Origin of the sequence: Dactylosporangium aurantiacum (assembly GCF_000716715.1) — a bacterium.
Taxonomy (GTDB): Bacteria; Actinomycetota; Actinomycetes; order Mycobacteriales; family Micromonosporaceae; genus Dactylosporangium; species Dactylosporangium aurantiacum.
In genome coordinates, this window is the sequence record NZ_JNYJ01000018.1 from 116,845 (window position 1) to 133,343 (window position 16,499).

The window sequence follows — 16,499 nt, forward strand, 5'->3', positions numbered from 1 at the left end:
GCCCCTGATCTTGGACACGTGATTATGCGGCTTGGGGCAGCGTAGCTGTCGTTGGTCGGGTTGCTGCTTCGTAGGCGATCGGTGATCGGTGTCCGAGCCTGGAGTGGCGGCGGACGGTGTTGTAGCGGTGCAGCCATCGGAAGGTGGTGAGTCGGGCGTCGTGTTCGTCGGTGTAGGCGCGGCGGCCTTGCAGGGTCTCGCGTTTCAGTGAGGCGTTGAACGATTCCGCGGCGGCGTTGTCTGCGGAGCTGCCGACGGCGCTCATCGACTGCCGGACACCGGCTGCGGTGCAGGCGGCGGCGAACGCCTTGGAGGTGTTCGAGCCCCTGTCGGAGTGGTGGACCAGTTGCTGGTCGCGCACGTCGCGGGACCAGATGCCGTACTCGAGGGCACCGAGGATCAGGTCCGTGTCGCAGCGGTCACCGGCCTTCCACCCGACGATCCGGTTGGAGAACGCGTCGCGGACCGCGGCGAGCCAGAACACGCCGTCACCACAGCGGATACGGGTGGCGTCAGCGACCCACAACCGGTCCGGTGCGGTCGCGGTGAAGTGCCGGTTCACCAGGTCCGGCGCCGGCGTCGCCTTCGGGTCCTGCACCGTTGAGCCGCCGCGCCAGCCGCGGCGCAGGAATGCTCCCTGCCAGCCCTGGCCCGCCATCAGCCGCTCGACACGTTTGCGGCCGACGCGGATCCCGTCACGGCGCAGCTGTCGGTGGACCCGGTCCGCGCCATATGTGCAGCCGGACGCGGTCCAGATGTCATAGATGTTGGACAGCAACCCCAGGTCGACCAGGTCCCGGTCGCACGGGTCAGCGAACCGCTTGCGCCAGGCGTAGTAGGTCGAAGTGGAAATCTGCAGAACCCGTAACAGGAGCGCGACCGCGAAGCGGTCCGAGTGTTCGTCGATGAACGTCATGACCGTCGCCGGGTCGGGTCGAGCTCCGAGGCGAAATACGCGCTCGCCGCTTTCAGGATCTCGTTCGCCCGCCGCAGCTCAGCGTTCTCCCGCGCCAGCCTGCGGTTCTCTTCGAGGAGGTCGCTGGACGGCCGGTCGGTGCGCTCCCCGGCATCAGCCTCAGCCTGCCGGATCCAGTTTCGCAACGCCTCGTGATGCACGCCCAGCTGCTCAGCCAGCCGGCGGATCACCGGCTTGGGGTCCGACTCCCGATACAGGCGCACAGCGCGCTGCCGCAGATCGTCGGGGTACTTCTTCGGTGCTGCCACGGATCTTCCTCCCCACGGCCCATCAGACCATGATCAAGAAGCTCCATGAAAGCGGGGGTGGCTCACTTCGGCACCTCCGCACGAAAAGCGCATGCCCCGCCGGTGCACCGAAACCATCCCGGCCAGGACCCGGCCGGCCACCCGGACAACCGAACCGCCAACCCACCCGCCGCCACGACGTCTACATCATCACCAGCAACGAATCCAGCAACCACCCAGACCTGGAACGAAGACGACGAACCCAAGGCCCCGCCGAAAAGGTTAAAGATCAAGTTAGACGACCAATGTGTCTGCGGCCATCCGGTGCCGCATCTCGCGACCGAAGGCATGCGGCCGTGCCGTGTCACCAAGAGTTGCCGGCCGGTTCGCGGTGTTCTCAGGGGACCCGGAGCAGCACGCGGTGAATTGATGACGGCAGGCTGGCGGGAGACGATGACGGTGCCGTCGTGGCGCTTGCGTCGTCCTACCAGCGGCAAGGTCATTGGTCGGTATGACGCAGTGGTTTGGATAGCCGGTACTCGTGCCAGTCGTTTGCGGCGGTCATGATGCGTTTGGTCCATGGGTCTGGGTGGTCGCCGCCAATCTCAGTCCAGAGTCGCGCGTTGGCGGCGGCGAACGCATTCAGTCCTGCGGTGCTGGCGGAATGCCACGAGGGGATCTGAACGGCGTGACACTCGGCGGATTCGGGGTCATGCCCGGCGGCGATGAGCCAGATCGTCCAGTAGGCGGTGTCGAGCCAGGGTGCGCCGCGGGTGGCCCAGCCCCAGTCCACGATCCGGGCGTCATCGCCGATGATGATGTTGCTGTTGTTCCAGTCGGTGTGCAGCAGCGTGTCGCCGGCGAAGTGTAGAAGGTCGTCGTCGTGGGTCACGTAGGCGGCCAGGCGTTGGGTCGCGTCCCGTAGCTCGATCTGCGGTGTCGGGAGTTCGCCGATGCGGCGGATGAGGTGTGCGACCTTGGGCAGGTCTGCGGAGCCCGGCTGGTAGTCGGCGTGGCGGCCGGGCAGGGCCTCGAAGATGAGGATGTTCCATCCGCTGGTCACGGTGTGGGCGATCAGTCTGGGGGCGACGGAGCGCACGTAGGGGGCGATGTCGGCCTCGCGCTGCTGTGTCCAGACCCAGCGGTGGTCACTCGGCAGCGCCTTCACGAAGTACGCCCCGGTTGCCGTGTGGAGCTTGGCGGCGACGGCGCTGTTCAACCCTTCGGCCGGCGACTCGGTGGACAGGACGGGCCCGGTTGTCGCTTCGATCGCCGCCCGCGCGGCCGGTGGGAGGTGCTCGTACGGAATACGGATGGTTGACACGTCTGTTCCTCGCGGGATGCAGTGCCCGGACGGCGCCGCCATGGCACGGGCAGCCGCCCGGGGCTCCTACATTTCGGTCTAGGGTCAGCGATATGGGTTGTCGTCGCCGCAGCCAGGCTGGTTGGTGCGGGTGAGGGCCTCGACGTCGGCGACGATGACGATGCCGGTGGGCTCGGCGCCGCCGCCAGCGGCCACGGGAGTCGGGGTGGTGCTGGTCGGTGCTGGGCGCGGGGTGATCTGGACAGCGGTGACGGTCATGCTGGGTTCCTCTCGCCGTGTTGACAGTAGTGTTCCAGTGGTGCCTTCGCTTCCTGGTACACGCGGGCCATGGGTCGGCATACCCGGCAGGTGGAGGAGAGCGTGCAGCCGCTGCAGCCACCTGTGCGAAGCATTTGGGTGTCTGCGATTCCTGGCAGACGTCTCAGCCCTTCGGGGCCTTCCGTGATCAGGCTGATGGGGTGGTCGCGGCCGACCTTGCACATCGTGGCGAAGCCGTGCGGGTCGACGTGGAAGGACGTGTGCCCGGCGGGGCAGCCGGCGAAGATCGCGCTCTTGTCGAGGTAGCCCGGCACCTGCGTGTCGAGGGTGGATCCGTTCCCGGTGTATGTCGGGGAGATGGACCCGTACTCGCGGCGGGGAAGGTCGATCTCGTCGATCAACGCGCGCATGTCGTCTAGCTCGGCGACGTTGTGTCTGGTGATGATGATCGTCACCTCGACGGGCAGGCCGGCGGCTGCGGCTGCCTGCAGGCCGCGGTACATGGTCCTGAACGCGCCTCGGGTCTGGGTGAGGGCGTCGGCGGTGTCGGGGCTCGCCCCGTACATCGAGACTGTGATCTTGTGCGGTCGGCGGGCGGTGAACATGGCGACGTGGTCGGGGCGGGCGAGGCGGGAGCCGTTGGTGAGGATCTCGAGCATCATCCCGGCGTCGTGGGCGTATTCGTAGGCGGGCGGGAAGTCGGGGTCGATGAGGGGTTCGCCGCCGGTGATCTGGAACCAGAGCACGCCGACGTCCTGCAGCATGTCGATCAACGTCAGCTTCTCGTCCAGAGGTAGCCCGGCGAAGGGTCGTTGTTCGAGGTAGCAGTGTTCGCAGGCGAAGTTGCAGCCCTTGTTGATCTCCCAGGAGGCGCGGCTGTAGGTCACCGGCGCGGTGGAGGGACGGCGTACCGTCACGACGCTGCCGGTCGGGCGCCCGGCGACGTCGATCTGCCATGCCTGCTGGGCAGCGTCGGCGAACCACGTCGGCACCGGGTGCCCGTGCGTCGCCGCCGCGGCGAGTTCCTCGTAGTGCGCCCTGGGAAGCTGCATCCCCGCCTGCACACCTGGCCGTACGGCAACGTAGATGTCCTCCTGCGGGCTGACGATCACTTGCATCTGTGCCCCTTTCGGTGCTGCGGCTGGATGTGGCTTGGCGTGACGTGCACGTCGCACGGCGGCGGATGGGGTCCGTGTCGGACGTCGGGCTCTGGTTGCGGTCCGACGTTCGCGGGACTGTCTGCGCATCTGCCCGTGCAGCGCATCCGGCGATCGAGGAGTACACCTCATGGCAGCCTTGCCACCGCTGCGTCGAACGCCGCCTGCTCGGCGGGCGCCTCGGGTTTCGGATTCTCGTCCGGGTGCCAGTCGACGACCGACACGAGGCCGGGGTCGATGAGGTCGAGTCCGCTGACGAACTGTGCGATCTCGTCGCGGGTGCGGGCGCGGAATGTTCCGTGCCTGGCGGTGGGTCGGGCGAGGGCGGTGAGGTTGCGGGTCGTGTCGTCGGGCAGCGGGTCGAAGGTGACGTGGGACAGGGCGAGGTAGCTGCCGGGTGGGAGCCGTTCGATGAGGGTGTTGACCACCTGATAGGGGTGGTCGGTGTCGTCGAGGAAGTGCAGGACCGCCACGAGCAGCAGTCCGATCGGCTGGTGGAAGTCGAGCGTGGCGTGTGCCTGGGCACTGTTCAGGATGGTTGCCGGGTTGCGGAGGTCTGCCTGCAGGTAGCCGATGGCGTCGGGCTGGGGACTGGTGAGCAGGGCGCGGGCGTGGGCGACGACCACCGGGTCGTTGTCCACGTACAGCACCCGACTGTCCGGGTTGATGGCGTGGGCGGCTTCGTGCACGTTGGGTGCGGTGGGGTACCCGGTACCGACGTCGAGGAACTGACGCACTCCGGCCCGCGCCAGCCAGCGCACGGCGCGGATCAGGAACCTGCGGTTCTCTCGCGCGGCGGTGCGGATGTGCGGGAACGTCAGGGCGAGTTCGTCTGCCGAGGCCCGGTCGGCGGCGAAGTTGTCCTTCCCACCGAGCAGGTAATCGTAGCGGCGGGCTGGGTGCGGTCGGGTGGTGTCGACGCCGAGCCGGTCCAGGTCAACCGGTACCTCCGGCACGCCGGCTTGGCTGGCGGTCATCGTGTTCTCCCCTCGGCGTCGGTTTTGGACTGCGGGTGGTGGAGGGTCACGGTTGGGCCTGCTGTTGTGAGGAGGCTGGGTCAGCGTTGAGGTGGCACGTGTCGTGGTGGCAGGGGTTTGGGTGGAAGGTCTGGCTGTGGTGGGTGGCTGTGGTTGCGGCCTGGTCGAGCAGTTGCAGGACCGTGGCGGTGGGGTGTGTGGCGTGGAGGTAGCGCATGAGTGGGTATCGGTGGGTTTCCGTGTGGCGGTGGCAGCCGATCCGCATGAAGGTGGCGTGGAGCAGCAGGGTGCAGCTGGTCGGGCTGCTCTGAGGGTGTCGGGTCAGCCAGTCGTCGGCGGCGGTGTCCGCTTCGCGGATGCCGGCGGTGCACCGTCCGTTGGCGTGCAGGGTGATGGCCAGGCGAAGGCGGCAGAGGGCGGCGGCGTCGCGGTGGTCGAGTTGGTCGGCGAGCCGGACGGTGTCGCGCCAGGCGGCCGGGGTGTGGACTGGCCACGCGTACCGTTGCACCGCTCGTGCGTAGCGGTCGTTCGCGGTGTGGATCTGGTCGAGGTCGGCGCCGTGCTGGCGCAGCGCGGTGCGGTGGATGTACCCGGCCCAGGCCAATGGTGAGGGCCGCAGCTGGGTGGACCGGGTTCGGCGCAGGGGTGCCGGGCGGGGTTCAGCGACCGTCGTGTACCAGGCGGCGACGTCAGCCAGCGTGCGGTGGGGTGGGGCCTCGTATGGGTCGAGTCTGTTCAGGCATGCGGTGATGAACCGCATGAGCAGCGGATCCGCGTGACCGGACGCGTCGACGTGGTGCGTGCTGGCGCGGACCGGGCAGCCTGCTCGTGTGCATTCGTCGTTGGGGTGGTGGCGCTGGGCGTGTTCGCGGCGGGCGGGTCCGAGGTGCGCGGCGAGGGTGAGCAGGCGCCCTATGGCCGGCTTGCCGGGAACGTCGGGGACGTCGGTGAGGCGGAGCTGTGCGGTGAGCGCGGTCGCTGCCCGGTGCTGGTGGCAGGCTTCGAGCATGGTGAACGCCTGCATGGTCGCGATGAGGTCGGCGACGTTGGTGATGCGGTGGTGTCGACGATGGTTGGTGATCGCGGCTTTGGCCGTGTGGCCGGCCTCGGCGCATCGGCCGGCGCGGTGCAGCGCGTCGGCCAGTGAGATGTGCCGGTCGAGGGCGGCGTCGGTGTTGCCGTGGGCGTCGGCGAGGGTGATCGCCGTTCGGATGGTGGTGATCGCGTCGTGGTGGTGGCCGAGGCGGCGCAGCGCCTGGCTGAGGGCGTCGGCGCTGGCCAGCATCAGGCCGTGGTCCGGTGGGCCGGGCAGGTGGCGGCTGGCGTGGTGGGCGTAGCGTGCCCAGGCCAGCGGCGACGGGACGGCGGTCGGGTCGGCGTGGGTGGACTCGACGTAGAGGACGGCGGCGTTGATCAGTTGCCGGTTCGGTCCGACGGTGATCGGATCGCCGGGCGGTAGGAGGCTGGACAGCAGGGTGCTGGCCTCGTCGTAGCGGCCCTCATCGAGCAGCTTGACAGCGGCTACTGCGGCGGCGCGGCGTGCCGACACGCTCGGCGGGGCATACGCCCGACGGTGCCCGGTCATGCCAGCAGGTCCAGCCAGACGGGACCTCGACCGGGTGCCGCAGGACGCCGCATCGGGTACAGGCGCGGCCGATCCGCCAGGCCGATGGGTTGACCGAGGTCGGTGTGCTGACCGGTGAGCGTCTGCCGGCCGACGCCCTGCCGTTGCCGGTTGCGGCGCACCGCGCAGACCGTGCGGACCGCGGCAGGTGCTGCCCTGCGTGGGGGTCGCGGCGCGGTCATGCGGGTGCTCCGGTGAGCCGGTCACCGCACATGCGGTGCACGAGGGCGGCGATCTGCGCTTCGTGCTGCCCGCACGTCCCGTCCGGGTGGTAGGCGGCGGCGTGGCGTTCCCGGCGTCGCATGATGGCGGCGTTGGCGGCCCGCCAGCGATGCTCCCGGTCGTGGACCGGCGGGCCGGTGTCCGGGTCTGCTGTGTAGTGCCGGACGGCGGTGTCGATCGCGTCCGCGGCCTGCTGGTGACGGTGGCAGTCGCCGTGCAGAGCGCCGACCCCGAGCCCGACGAGGAGGGCGGTGAACCGCTCCTCCGGGTTGGCTGGGTTGTAGTGGCGCTGGGCGGCGGTCCAGGCGGTGTCGGCCTCGGTGGCGGCTTCGTCGCAGCGGCCGGCGGCGTGCAGCGCGTCGGCGAGGTCGAGGCGGGCGGTGATGGCGCCGGCGGTGTCGTGGGCGGCGAGCTGATGGTCGAGAACTTCGTTAGCGACCTGGATCGCGTCGGTATGCGCGCCGCAGAGCCCCACGGCGCGCATCACGGCCCGGCTCGCGCTGATCCACTGCGCTCGGGTGGGGTCCAGTTCGTCCGCCGCGCGGCGGGCGTATCGAGCCCAGGCCAGCACCGAGGGCCGGAGTGCTGCAGCGCGGTCGGGGTCGCTGCCGGTTCTGGCGGTGAACGCGGCGCTGTCGCAGTAGAGCAGCGCGAGGCCGGACAGCCCCGCAGCGACCGGGCTGGCGGCGGGGTCGACGGTGGCGAGGTGTTCGCCGATGGTGGCGGAGACCTCGTCATAGTGCCCTTCCTCGTAGCGGGGTGTGACGGTGCGCAGCAGCTGCCGGTGCGGGATGTCGGCGGCGAGCGCGAGCTCCTCGCGGCACGTCTGGTCGGTGCACGCGTCGTCGGGGTGGTAGGTGCGGGCGTGCTCGGCCATGACGGTCAGGCCCTGGCAGTACAGCGCGAACAGGGTGGCGTTGTCGCCGTCGGTGAACGCTGAGATGTCGATGGGGTGGCTGTCGGGGTGCTCGCCGTGGCGGTGGCAGCCGTCGAACAGCGGCTCGGCCCGCACTACGGCGATCGTCCCGGCGGGGGAGGTGTGGGTCTGCTGCGCGCGCCAGGCGGTGACGGCAGTGGTGGCGGTGGCGAGTGCCTGTTCGCAGCGGCCGTCGTGGTAGTGCTCCTCGGCGGTGGCGATGCGGCAGGTGACGGTGTCGTCGGCGTCGAGGCGGTCGGTGAACGCGGCGAGGCGCTGCCAGGCTTGGTCTGCCTCGTGTGGGTGGCCGAGCCGCTGGAGCGTGCCGGCGGCTGCACGGGTCGCGGTGATCGCCTGCGCCCAGCCGAGACGGGGGACTTGGAGGACGGCTTCGTGGGCGTACCGCGCCCACGCCGTAGGTGGCGGCGTGTGCCCGCCGGGGTTGGGGTCGGCTACGGCCGTGTACCGGCTGGCGACCTTGATGAGCACCGGGTGCGGTGCCGCGCTATCCGGGTCGTATCCGGTCAGGAGCAGGCCGAGGAGCCGGGCTGTCATGGCTCGCTGCCGTTCGGCGGGTGGGGTGGCGCCGTTCGGGTCCTGTACGGGGCAGTCGGCGCGGGCGCAGACGGTATCGGCGTGGACGCGGGCGGTGTGGTGCACACCGACGCCGGTGTGCGCCCCGATGCTGTCGAGGATGGCATCGAGGTGGCTGGTGTCGTCGAGGTCGGTCACCCGGATCCAGGCGGCGACGGTGTCGGCCTGATCGTGGCGGTGACAGGTCTCCAAGCCGAGGAGGATCGGCACGGTCTGGACGAGGCTGATGATGCTGGTGTCCGGGTGGCGTGCATGCCGCTCGGTGAGCGCGGTGAGCGCGTCACGGCCGGCGGCGTCGCACCGCCGGTCGTATTCCCCGGTGGCGAGGACGATCCGGCGGTCCAAGACGTCGTCGACGTCGCCGCGGGCGAAGGCGAGGTCAATACCTTCCCGGCAGACGGCGAACGCCTCCTCGTACTGTTCGAGCCGGTTCAGGGCGCTGGCGTAGGCGTCGATGCTGTCCTGGCGCCGGTCGAGGTCCGCGCTGGTGCCGGGCAGGGCACGGCTGGCGTGATAGGCGTAGCGGGCCCAGGTCAGCCGGGCCGGGTAGGTGTCCGGGTCCTCGCGGGTGGCGTGGACCCAGACGACAGCGGCGTCGATCAGCCGCCGGTCCGGTGCCGCCCCGGCCGGCGGCTGCGGCGGCAGCGTCCCCTCCAACAGAGCCCGGGCCTCGGCTTCCCGGCCCTCGTCCAGCAGCCTGCCGGCACGGCTCACGGCGGCGCGGCTCACGGCAGCGCAGCGGTCGTTCAGACGCGGGTTGTGGTGCTTGCCGGTGCGGCGGGTCATCGTAGGACCTCCAGACGATCGGACGCCGCGACCGGCGTGGGCAGTGCTTCCCGCCAGGCGTGCGGGCGCGGTTTGCGCAGGTTGCGTTCGTGAGTGCGAGGTGGCCCGTGCCCGGGGAGGCTCGGGCGGGGGCCACCCCGCAAGGCAGCGGCTCGCCCCCGGCGGGTAAAAGGCGTTGGTGCCGCTGCCCAGCCGCTCGTACCAGGCCGGACGTCGACCGGCCGGGACGTGCACACCGCCTGGTGAAAGGTCGGTCATCCGTACACCGGCACCGCCGTCCCGGCGATCAGATCGTCAGTGGCGGTCAGGATCTGGTGGACCGCCGGGTCGTGTTCCTCGACTCGAGCGGTCATCCGTGCGAGCAGGTCCCGCAGGTCGGGGCGATCGAGATACAGCACGGACGTGAGATCCAGGGCGCGGATCAGGCCGCCGAGCGCGTCGGTCTGCGGGTCGGGGTGGATGTAGCCGGTCAGGACGCTGCACAACCGGCCGCGGACCCGGGCGATGTTGCCCGGGTCGGTCGGCGGGTACAGGCGTCGTGCACGGCCCAGACCGCGCTTGATGACCTCGCGGGCAAGGTCCCCGGCGTACAGCCCGGCCGTGGTGCGCTCGTAGGCGTGCACGGCGAGGGTGCGGATCGCCTCGCGCATCGCTGTCGACCGCTGCCGTTCCGAGACGGACCTGACCCGGGCGCCGCCGAGCGCGGTGATCGCCCAGTCCGCGACGGGGTCGCCGGACACGTCCGGGTTGAGCACGATGACCTGCGGGCCGACGACGCGGAGCCGTTCGAACGGCTGGATCTGGTGGTCCGGGGTCTGCCGCCACAGCGGCCGGAGCAGATGGTCGATGATGACCGCCCCGGCCAGGGCCACGGCGAGGGCGCCGGCGTGGGCGAGGGGTTCGCCGGTCTCGGAGTGGGTGAGGAAGAACAGTTCCACCCGCAGCGGCTGCCGCAGGTTCGGTGGTGGTGCCTCGCCGATCGGATAGACCATGACCGGTCACCACATCGCCCCGGCGAGGGCACGCAACCGCCGGTGCACGCCGCCGTAGACGGTGGCCCCGCGCAGGATGGCGGTGTCGATCGCGGCGTGCATCGTGTACAGCGGGTCGCAGACGTTGCCCGGCGCTGCCCGCCCGGCCTGCGACACGAGCTGGTAGGCGTCGAGGAGGTCCAGGCCGGTCAGCTCGGCGACCCAGGTGACGAGGTCGTGCTGGCTGATGCGGTACGCGTCCTCGAGTGGCCGGGCAGCGCCGATCGACATCAGTTGGTGGTCGGTTTCGATCCGCGGCCATGGCGTCGGCACGTGTTTGATGAGGTCGACGGCGAGGGTGACCCGCATCGCGCACTCGACCCCGACGCCGCACACCTCCCCCTGGCCTTGGCGGGCGTGCCCGTCCCCGAACGCCAGCAATGCGCCAGGCACGTTGACACCGAGATACAGCGTGGTCCCGGCCCGCAGCTCCGGCACGTCGAGGTTCCCGCCGTGCGCGTCCGGGACGATCGTGGAGCGGACCTCCCCGCCCGCCGGCGCGACCCCGACTGTGCCGAGCATCGGATCGAGCGGCAGCTCGACCGTGTAGTCGCTGCGGCGGGCGTGGTAGCGGACCACACTGGCGTGCCGGTCGATGTCGTACTGCCAGACCCGCTCCTGCAGGGGCGGGTGCAGCATCGCCGTGGTGCGGGTCGCGGTCAACGCGCCGAAGTGTGGGAACGTCGCCGACATGCCCCAGTCCCGCGCCGGGTCCAGCGCCAGCAGGTGCACGGCGAGGGTGTCGCCAGGCTCCGCGCCCTGGACGTAGAACGGCCCGACGACAGGATTGAACAACTCGCAGACCTTCGACGGCAGATCGTCCGGGGTCAGCACGGCACCGCTGAAGCAGTCCTCCGCGACCGTGCGCAGGACCTGCCCGGGGCGGAGCATCGTCACCGGTTCCGCGCCGCCGAAGGTGTAGAGCGTCGGCTCGTCCTGCTCGTAGTCCACGACGCTGATCGGCTGCGTCACGGCCGGCCGTCCCCGTTGAGACCGGACAGCGTCGGGCGGCGACCGGTGGCGTACAGCCCGATCAGGACGACGGCACCGACACCGATCCAGACGAACCCGAGCTGCTGAGCGGCGACGTCGGCGTTGATGACGACGGAGCCGAGGATCGCGAACCCGGCGGCCGGGACGAGCAGGTGCGACCACAGGTTTTGGGACCGTTTGCGGATCAGGTAGTGCCAGACCACGGCGACGTGCAGCACCAGGAACGCGGTCAACGCCCCGAAGTTAATCAGACTGGAGAGCAGGGCGATGCCGTCGGAGCGCCAGGCCATGTACAGGCCGATCGCCACGGACAGCACACCGGTGAGCACGATCGCGTTGGCCGGGACGCCGTACCGAACCGAGATCCTGCGCAGGAAGGCGGGGAGTTGCCGGTCGCGGGCCATCGCGAACAACAACCTGGACGTGGCCACCTGCGCAACGAGGGAGTTCGCGACACCCCACGCGATGGCGGTCGCGACGGCGCACAGCGTCGCCAGCCACGCCCCGCCCGCCTGCCGGGCGGCGTCGTAGAACGCGACACCGTCCGGGTCGCCGTTGGCCAGGAGACCGGCCGGGTCCGGCACGAGGAGCGCGGCGACCCAGGTCTGCACGATGAACAGCACGCCAGCGAGGGCGAGGGCGGCGGCCATCGCCCGGCCGATCTGGCTCGGCCCGCCCTTGTTCTCCTCGGCCAGCATGGAGATGCCGTCGAAGCCCAGGAAGCTGAGCACGGCGATCGACACGGCACCGAACACCAGCGGCCACGTGGAGGTGCCGCTGTTGAACAGCGGCTCCCACGAGAACCCGCGACCGCGGCCCTCCAGCAACGCGTTCACACCGGCGGCGAGGAAGATCGCCAGGACGATGAGTTCGCCGATCAGCATGATCCTGGTGATCAAGGCGGTCATCCGGATACCGAGCAGGTTGACGACCGTGTTGAACCCCACGAACCCGAGCAACCACGCCCACACCGGCACCGCCGGAACGGTGGCGTGCATCGCAACCGCCGCGATCAGGTACAGCAGGCTCGGGACCAGCAGGTAGTCCAGCAGGATCGCCCACCCGGCCAGGAACCCCACCGGCGCGCCGATACCCCTCCCGGCATAGTTGTAGACCGACCCAGCGAGCGGGAACGCCTTCACCATCTGGGCGTAGGACGCGGCGGTGAACACCATCGCCACCATCCCGATCAGGTATGCGAGGGCGACCATGCCACCGGAGCCGTTGTACACCGACCCGAAGATCCCCATCGGCGCAATCGGCACCATGAAGACAAGGCCGTAGAACACCAGGTCACGCAGCCCTAGCGTCCGCCGAAGCCCCAACTCCTTCCCGGTAGCCGCCGGTGTCGGCCTGCCGTACTCGACCGGTAGGCGCTGTTCCGTACTCATCGCTGCCGTCCTCCCCATTTGGTCACATCGCCGCCAACCGTGAGTGGGCTGGCGGGCACGACTCACCACACGCGCCACCGCCTGACGCGCGGATGCTGTATTTCTTGGTCGTTCAAGGTGCTTTTCTGGATCTGCCCGCCGCCTCAGCCAACGCAGCGACGGCGGGCAGAGGTCTAGATCCGCCAGCGGTACGCCAGTTCCTCGGCGCCCGCACCGATACGCACCTCCGCGAAGAGGCTCTTGAACACCGCACCGAGCCCGTCAGGTCCGAGGTCGGCCAGCCACATCGACTCCGCCTCCACCCGGTCGCCCGCGAGCCGCTCCACGAGCTCCGCGTCGATGACGTCTCGGCGGCAGCCGCACAGGAACAGGTACACGCGGTGGTCATCCGCGGTCCGGGACGGCTGCATGGGCCGGTCACACCCGTCGCAGACCAGGAGTGACGCGAGGCTGAAGCAGGGCTGCTCCGGTTCGCCCGGCCGCCGGCCCGCAGCTGTCGAAGCCGTCGGGACGAGACGCCGGATGACGTGCACCGAACCCGGTGCCGAGCCGTCCGGTACGGCGTCGAAACCGTCCGATAGGACTGGTCCGGCCGGTTGCCGTGCTGTCATGTCGTCCCTTCTCACCAAGCGATAGCGGACACCCGTGTTCGCCGAGCGGCCGGCGAGACATGCGCGCGTCGGTGGCGAATGCCGTTGGCACATTGTGATAGCGTTCCGCGCTTTGCTGACGCGCCCTGACGGCCGGTTCATGGAACGACCCTGCCTGCCGAAGCACGAATCTCCCATCGCATCGGGTGATCCCCTGGGGAGATAATTCGGGAAGCCTGATATCCGGCCGCGGGATATATTGGTGGCACTTCGAGGAGAAGAGGACAGTCGATGCGCGGACGAGCCTTCGACGTGATGCAGATACCAGCCAGTTTCTGGCAGGACTCCGTCCTGCTCGATGCGCTCGCCGACCGCGACGTCGGCCAGCTTTTCCGCCTCGTCCAGAAGGTGAGCCAGGCAAGCCAGACGCAGATCGGCATCGCCACCGGCCTCAGCCAGGCACAAGTAAGCGAGATAATGAGCCGCGCCCGTCGGGTGTCGACCATCGAGGTGCTCGCCCGGATCGTGAACGGCCTTGGGATCCCCGAGCCAGCTCGGACGGTGCTGTTCCTCGGTGACCGCAGCCAGGCAACTACAGGTAGGCCGGCAGTCTCCTCTGCTCCAAATACCAAGCGGTACAACGATGGCGCAGACCCAGCACGTTTCGGCGACGTCACTGCGGTTTACGCCAGCCGATCAGAGTTCATGTCCGCGATGCCACCGCACACGCTCCTCGACACCGCCAAGGACATTCGTATCGCAGGACTCTCGCTCAACCTGATCTGCCAGCAGTACGCCGACACCAAACTCATCTCCCTGCTCGAAAGCGGAACCCGGATCCGTTGCCTGTTCCTGGATCCGGAAGGTGACGCCATCAAGGCCCGTGAGCGCGAAGAGGGACACCCCGGCCCGCAGCTGCGCGTGCTTACCGAGATGAACATCCAACTCTTGCGCCGGGTCCGCGACCGGCTCCCGGCCGACAAACGCGACTGCTTGGCGCTCGGCACCTACGACCAGACGATCCGGTTCAACGTCGTCCTCGTGGACAAGCGCCTCTGCATCGCACAGCCTTACCTGCCCACGGCGCGTGGCGTCGAGTCCCCCACCGTGGTCATCGAACAGCGCACCCCGAACACCGGGCTCTACGCCACGTTCGAGGAAATCTTCGCCACCCTCTGGAAGGCCAGCCGCCCGCTATGACGAACTACTCCGACCTGCTGCCGATCGCTACCACCGCAGTCGACCTTGCCAGCAAGACCATGCGAACCATGCAACCCGGCGTCCTCACCGCCAAGGGCGACCGCGACATGGCCAGCGAAGTCGACTACGCCATCGAGCGGGAAGTCCGCGCCTTCCTCGCCGACGCCACCCCGGACATTCACTTCCTCGGCGAGGAGGAAGGGTTCAGCGGGCAGCAGAGCGAGCTGATGTGGGCACTCGATCCGGTCGACGGCACCGTCAACTTCGTCCACGGCAGCCCGCTCTGCGGCGTCTCCCTCGGACTCATCACCGGCGACCGCTCCGTCCTCGGCGTGGTCGACCTGCCGTTCCTCGGCTCCCGTTACACCGCCGTCGAACACCACGGCGCCTACGCCAACGGCCACCGCATCCAGACCAGCACCACACGCCAGTTGCACGATGCAGTCGTCGCCATCGGCGACTACAGCGTCGGTGCGGACGCCGGACCGAAGAACCAACTCCGGCTCGCGATCACCACACGGCTCGCCGCACATGCCCAACGCATCCGCATGCATGGTTCCGCCGCCATCGACCTGGTATGGCTCGCCGAAGGCAAGATCGACGCCATGGTCATGCTGTCCAACAAGCCATGGGACACCGCCGCTGGGATAGTCATCGCCCGCGAGGCCGGAGCCCATCTCATGGACCGCGACGGCTCCGATCACACATCCAGCTCGAACGCGACCATCGGCGCATCGCCGCACCTCGCTCGTCAGCTCCTCAACATCGTCGGGCCGGCGGTCGGGTGAATCGAAGTGTCGCCGCGTGCGCGGGTCGGCAACCCCACATGTCGAGAAGCGATACTGCAGGCGGCTAACAACCAGGTGAGCCTAGGTTGACCAGCAGGCTCGCCGGAGCATCGGTTGTCACAATAGCTCTTGTGAGCTATTGTGACGTCATGCGAAACATGGGGAGCCGAGGCCCTTCGTACGACTTCTGGCTCCGTGTGCAACGAGAGTTGGACGCGCAAGCAATGACTGTCCGCCAACTCGTCGAGCGTTCGGGTGTTCAGCACACGGTAATCGCAAGCCTGCAGCACGCGAGCATTCGTAACCGAAGCTCGCGGCGCCGCAACGTCCTTGCGCTTGCCGAAGTCCTGAACATTCCCAAGGACGAGGCTCTTCAGCTTGCTGGCCTGGCCACTCCGGCGCTGAGTCCGAGCGTCGACGTTCGGGCAGTGATCCGTTCCTCGTCCGCCTATGACGATGAACAGAAGGCGGCTCTCTACCAGCTCTTGGACATCTTCGACCGCGATCGGGACTTGCGCAGGGGTCAAACTGAGCCCAAGGCCAGCTGATCGGCCGTGAAGACGATCGCCGCCGTCAGCGGCTTGGGAGCTGCACTCGTGGCTGGCAAAGCAGCGGGAGCGTACGCACTGGCGATTCTCGGCGTTATGGCCGTTGCGTTGATCGAAGTGACCTGCTGGGTCGTTGCGAATCGCGCTCGCACCGAGAACGCGGTCGCGATTATCGCCGCCGTACGGATCCGATCCGAGCCTCCTGCCCGGCCGCCGAGGACGCGGCTGCCAAGCCGGCGTCCTCGAGCACCGCAGTTCGAGACCGCCGAAAGCCAGTGGGGGCAGACACGGGTCCGACTGGGAGTGTTGTGGTGTCGCTGACCTGGATCTCTCTTGCTTCTGCCGTCGGCTTCGGAAGCATCGCTGCCGCAATCGCGGTGCCGGTCTGTCGGACCATCCGGCACAACAAGCGGGCGAATCTGTTCGAGCGGACGTTCGACAAGCTCATCACGACACTGGACGTTCCCGTCGCTGAGGCTCTGACCACCCTTCAGGCGACCATACGTGTCCTTGAGCAGGGACCTCCCGAGTCCGAGGTTCCATCGAACCTGCGCGCTGTTGGGGCGCTTGCGCGTAAGGCTCCTCCGACCCGCCGACGGAAGCCGCAGCAGTCGATCCCAGAGTCAGATTCTGTTCAGCCGCCCGGATTTTGATCGATCCTAATCAAAATCACGTACGCGCTCATGCCGGTCGCTCGCGGGCGCCAATGTGGATATCGCCACTCCCCGTAGCGCCGGGGGACCGGGATGTTGGGCCGCAGTCGCGGTGCTCGCTCGTGTCCGAATGCAGGTCGTCGTTTAGGTCGTGTGTCGAACTCGGGCGTGGTGCTTGACCTGCCCTGACGTGGTTGGGTGCGTGTCGGAGATCGACAATGGGCGAGGTCTCCGGTAGTTGGTT

15 protein-coding genes are annotated in these 16,499 nt (G+C 68.8%); 3 read left to right on the forward strand and 12 right to left on the reverse strand.

All coding sequences use genetic code 11. The features are described from left to right. Positions 1–22: 22 nt before the first annotated feature. From OP18_RS21290 to OP18_RS21340, 12 genes are all read right to left on the reverse strand, one after another. Positions 23–916 carry an IS3 family transposase gene (locus OP18_RS21290; protein WP_033360717.1) on the reverse strand — a complete coding sequence of 298 codons (894 nt, stop codon included), beginning with the start codon at positions 914–916 and terminating at the stop codon, positions 23–25. After that, a complete protein-coding gene (locus tag OP18_RS21295) occupies positions 913–1,224 on the reverse strand; it encodes a transposase (protein WP_033360718.1) in 312 nt (103 codons plus the stop codon). Before OP18_RS21295 ends, OP18_RS21290 begins: the two co-directional genes overlap by 4 nt. A 478-nt stretch (positions 1,225–1,702) precedes the next feature. After that, on the reverse strand, positions 1,703–2,527 hold the full coding sequence (locus tag OP18_RS21300) for a protein kinase family protein (RefSeq protein ID WP_033360719.1): 825 nt from the start codon (positions 2,525–2,527) through the stop codon (positions 1,703–1,705). Between the two features lie 84 nt (positions 2,528–2,611). Further along, positions 2,612–2,785 (reverse strand): hypothetical protein, encoded by a 174-nt coding sequence (locus OP18_RS57370; RefSeq protein WP_156089676.1) that lies wholly within the window; start codon positions 2,783–2,785, stop codon positions 2,612–2,614. Continuing rightward, positions 2,782–3,903, reverse strand: coding sequence for a radical SAM protein (locus tag OP18_RS21305; RefSeq protein WP_033360720.1), 1,122 nt, complete (start codon positions 3,901–3,903; stop codon positions 2,782–2,784). Before OP18_RS21305 ends, OP18_RS57370 begins: the two co-directional genes overlap by 4 nt. 167 nt (positions 3,904–4,070) lie before the next feature. After that, positions 4,071–4,919, reverse strand: coding sequence for an SAM-dependent methyltransferase (locus tag OP18_RS21310; RefSeq protein ID WP_052387065.1), 849 nt, complete (start codon positions 4,917–4,919; stop codon positions 4,071–4,073). Positions 4,920–4,965: 46 nt separating this feature from the next. Next, entirely contained in the window at positions 4,966–6,504 is a 1,539-nt protein-coding gene (locus OP18_RS21315) for a hypothetical protein (RefSeq protein WP_156089677.1), read from the reverse strand. A gap of 217 nt (positions 6,505–6,721) precedes the next feature. After that, entirely contained in the window at positions 6,722–9,061 is a 2,340-nt protein-coding gene (locus OP18_RS21320) for a hypothetical protein (RefSeq protein WP_033360722.1), read from the reverse strand. A gap of 254 nt (positions 9,062–9,315) precedes the next feature. Continuing rightward, positions 9,316–10,053, reverse strand: a complete 738-nt coding sequence (locus tag OP18_RS21325; protein WP_033360723.1) for a GPP34 family phosphoprotein — start codon at positions 10,051–10,053, stop codon at positions 9,316–9,318. A gap of 6 nt (positions 10,054–10,059) precedes the next feature. Next, positions 10,060–11,064, reverse strand: coding sequence for an acetamidase/formamidase family protein (locus OP18_RS21330; protein ID WP_245635484.1), 1,005 nt, complete (start codon positions 11,062–11,064; stop codon positions 10,060–10,062). Then, positions 11,061–12,353: an APC family permease gene (locus OP18_RS21335; protein WP_245635486.1), complete on the reverse strand. Its 1,293-nt coding sequence runs from the start codon at positions 12,351–12,353 to the stop codon at positions 11,061–11,063. The genes OP18_RS21330 and OP18_RS21335 overlap by 4 nt, the downstream gene beginning before the upstream one ends. Positions 12,354–12,649: 296 nt before the next feature. Next, positions 12,650–12,853 (reverse strand): hypothetical protein, encoded by a 204-nt coding sequence (locus tag OP18_RS21340; RefSeq protein ID WP_156089678.1) that lies wholly within the window; start codon positions 12,851–12,853, stop codon positions 12,650–12,652. Positions 12,854–13,357: 504 nt separating this feature from the next. Between OP18_RS21340 and OP18_RS21345 the strand changes: the two genes are divergently transcribed. The 3 genes from OP18_RS21345 (at position 13,358) to OP18_RS21355 (ending at position 15,602) form a co-directional block, all read left to right on the forward strand. Next, positions 13,358–14,266, forward strand: a complete 909-nt coding sequence (locus tag OP18_RS21345; protein WP_033360726.1) for a DUF5919 domain-containing protein — start codon at positions 13,358–13,360, stop codon at positions 14,264–14,266. After that, complete coding sequence (locus tag OP18_RS21350) at positions 14,263–15,054, forward strand: inositol monophosphatase family protein (RefSeq protein ID WP_033360727.1); 792 nt, start codon at positions 14,263–14,265, stop codon at positions 15,052–15,054. The genes OP18_RS21345 and OP18_RS21350 overlap by 4 nt, the downstream gene beginning before the upstream one ends. Positions 15,055–15,203: 149 nt before the next feature. Then, the gene (locus OP18_RS21355) at positions 15,204–15,602 is read left to right on the forward strand and encodes a hypothetical protein (RefSeq protein WP_156089679.1); all 399 of its coding nucleotides are present in this window, start codon (positions 15,204–15,206) and stop codon (positions 15,600–15,602) included. Positions 15,603–16,499: the final 897 nt, after the last annotated feature.

Coding starts and splice junctions, on each gene's coding strand:
- OP18_RS21320 (WP_033360722.1), bottom strand. CDS start 9,061: ATGACCCGCCGCACCGGCAAGCACCACAACCCGCGTCTGAACGACCGC.
- OP18_RS21345 (WP_033360726.1), top strand. CDS start 13,358: ATGCGCGGACGAGCCTTCGACGTGATGCAGATACCAGCCAGTTTCTGG.
- OP18_RS21305 (WP_033360720.1), bottom strand. CDS start 3,903: ATGCAAGTGATCGTCAGCCCGCAGGAGGACATCTACGTTGCCGTACGG.
- OP18_RS21315 (WP_156089677.1), bottom strand. CDS start 6,504: ATGACCGGGCACCGTCGGGCGTATGCCCCGCCGAGCGTGTCGGCACGC.
- OP18_RS57370 (WP_156089676.1), bottom strand. CDS start 2,785: ATGACCGTCACCGCTGTCCAGATCACCCCGCGCCCAGCACCGACCAGC.
- OP18_RS21350 (WP_033360727.1), top strand. CDS start 14,263: ATGACGAACTACTCCGACCTGCTGCCGATCGCTACCACCGCAGTCGAC.
- OP18_RS21310 (WP_052387065.1), bottom strand. CDS start 4,919: ATGACCGCCAGCCAAGCCGGCGTGCCGGAGGTACCGGTTGACCTGGAC.
- OP18_RS21325 (WP_033360723.1), bottom strand. CDS start 10,053: ATGGTCTATCCGATCGGCGAGGCACCACCACCGAACCTGCGGCAGCCG.
- OP18_RS21335 (WP_245635486.1), bottom strand. CDS start 12,353: ATGGTGCCGATTGCGCCGATGGGGATCTTCGGGTCGGTGTACAACGGC.
- OP18_RS21290 (WP_033360717.1), bottom strand. CDS start 916: ATGACGTTCATCGACGAACACTCGGACCGCTTCGCGGTCGCGCTCCTG.
- OP18_RS21355 (WP_156089679.1), top strand. CDS start 15,204: ATGCGAAACATGGGGAGCCGAGGCCCTTCGTACGACTTCTGGCTCCGT.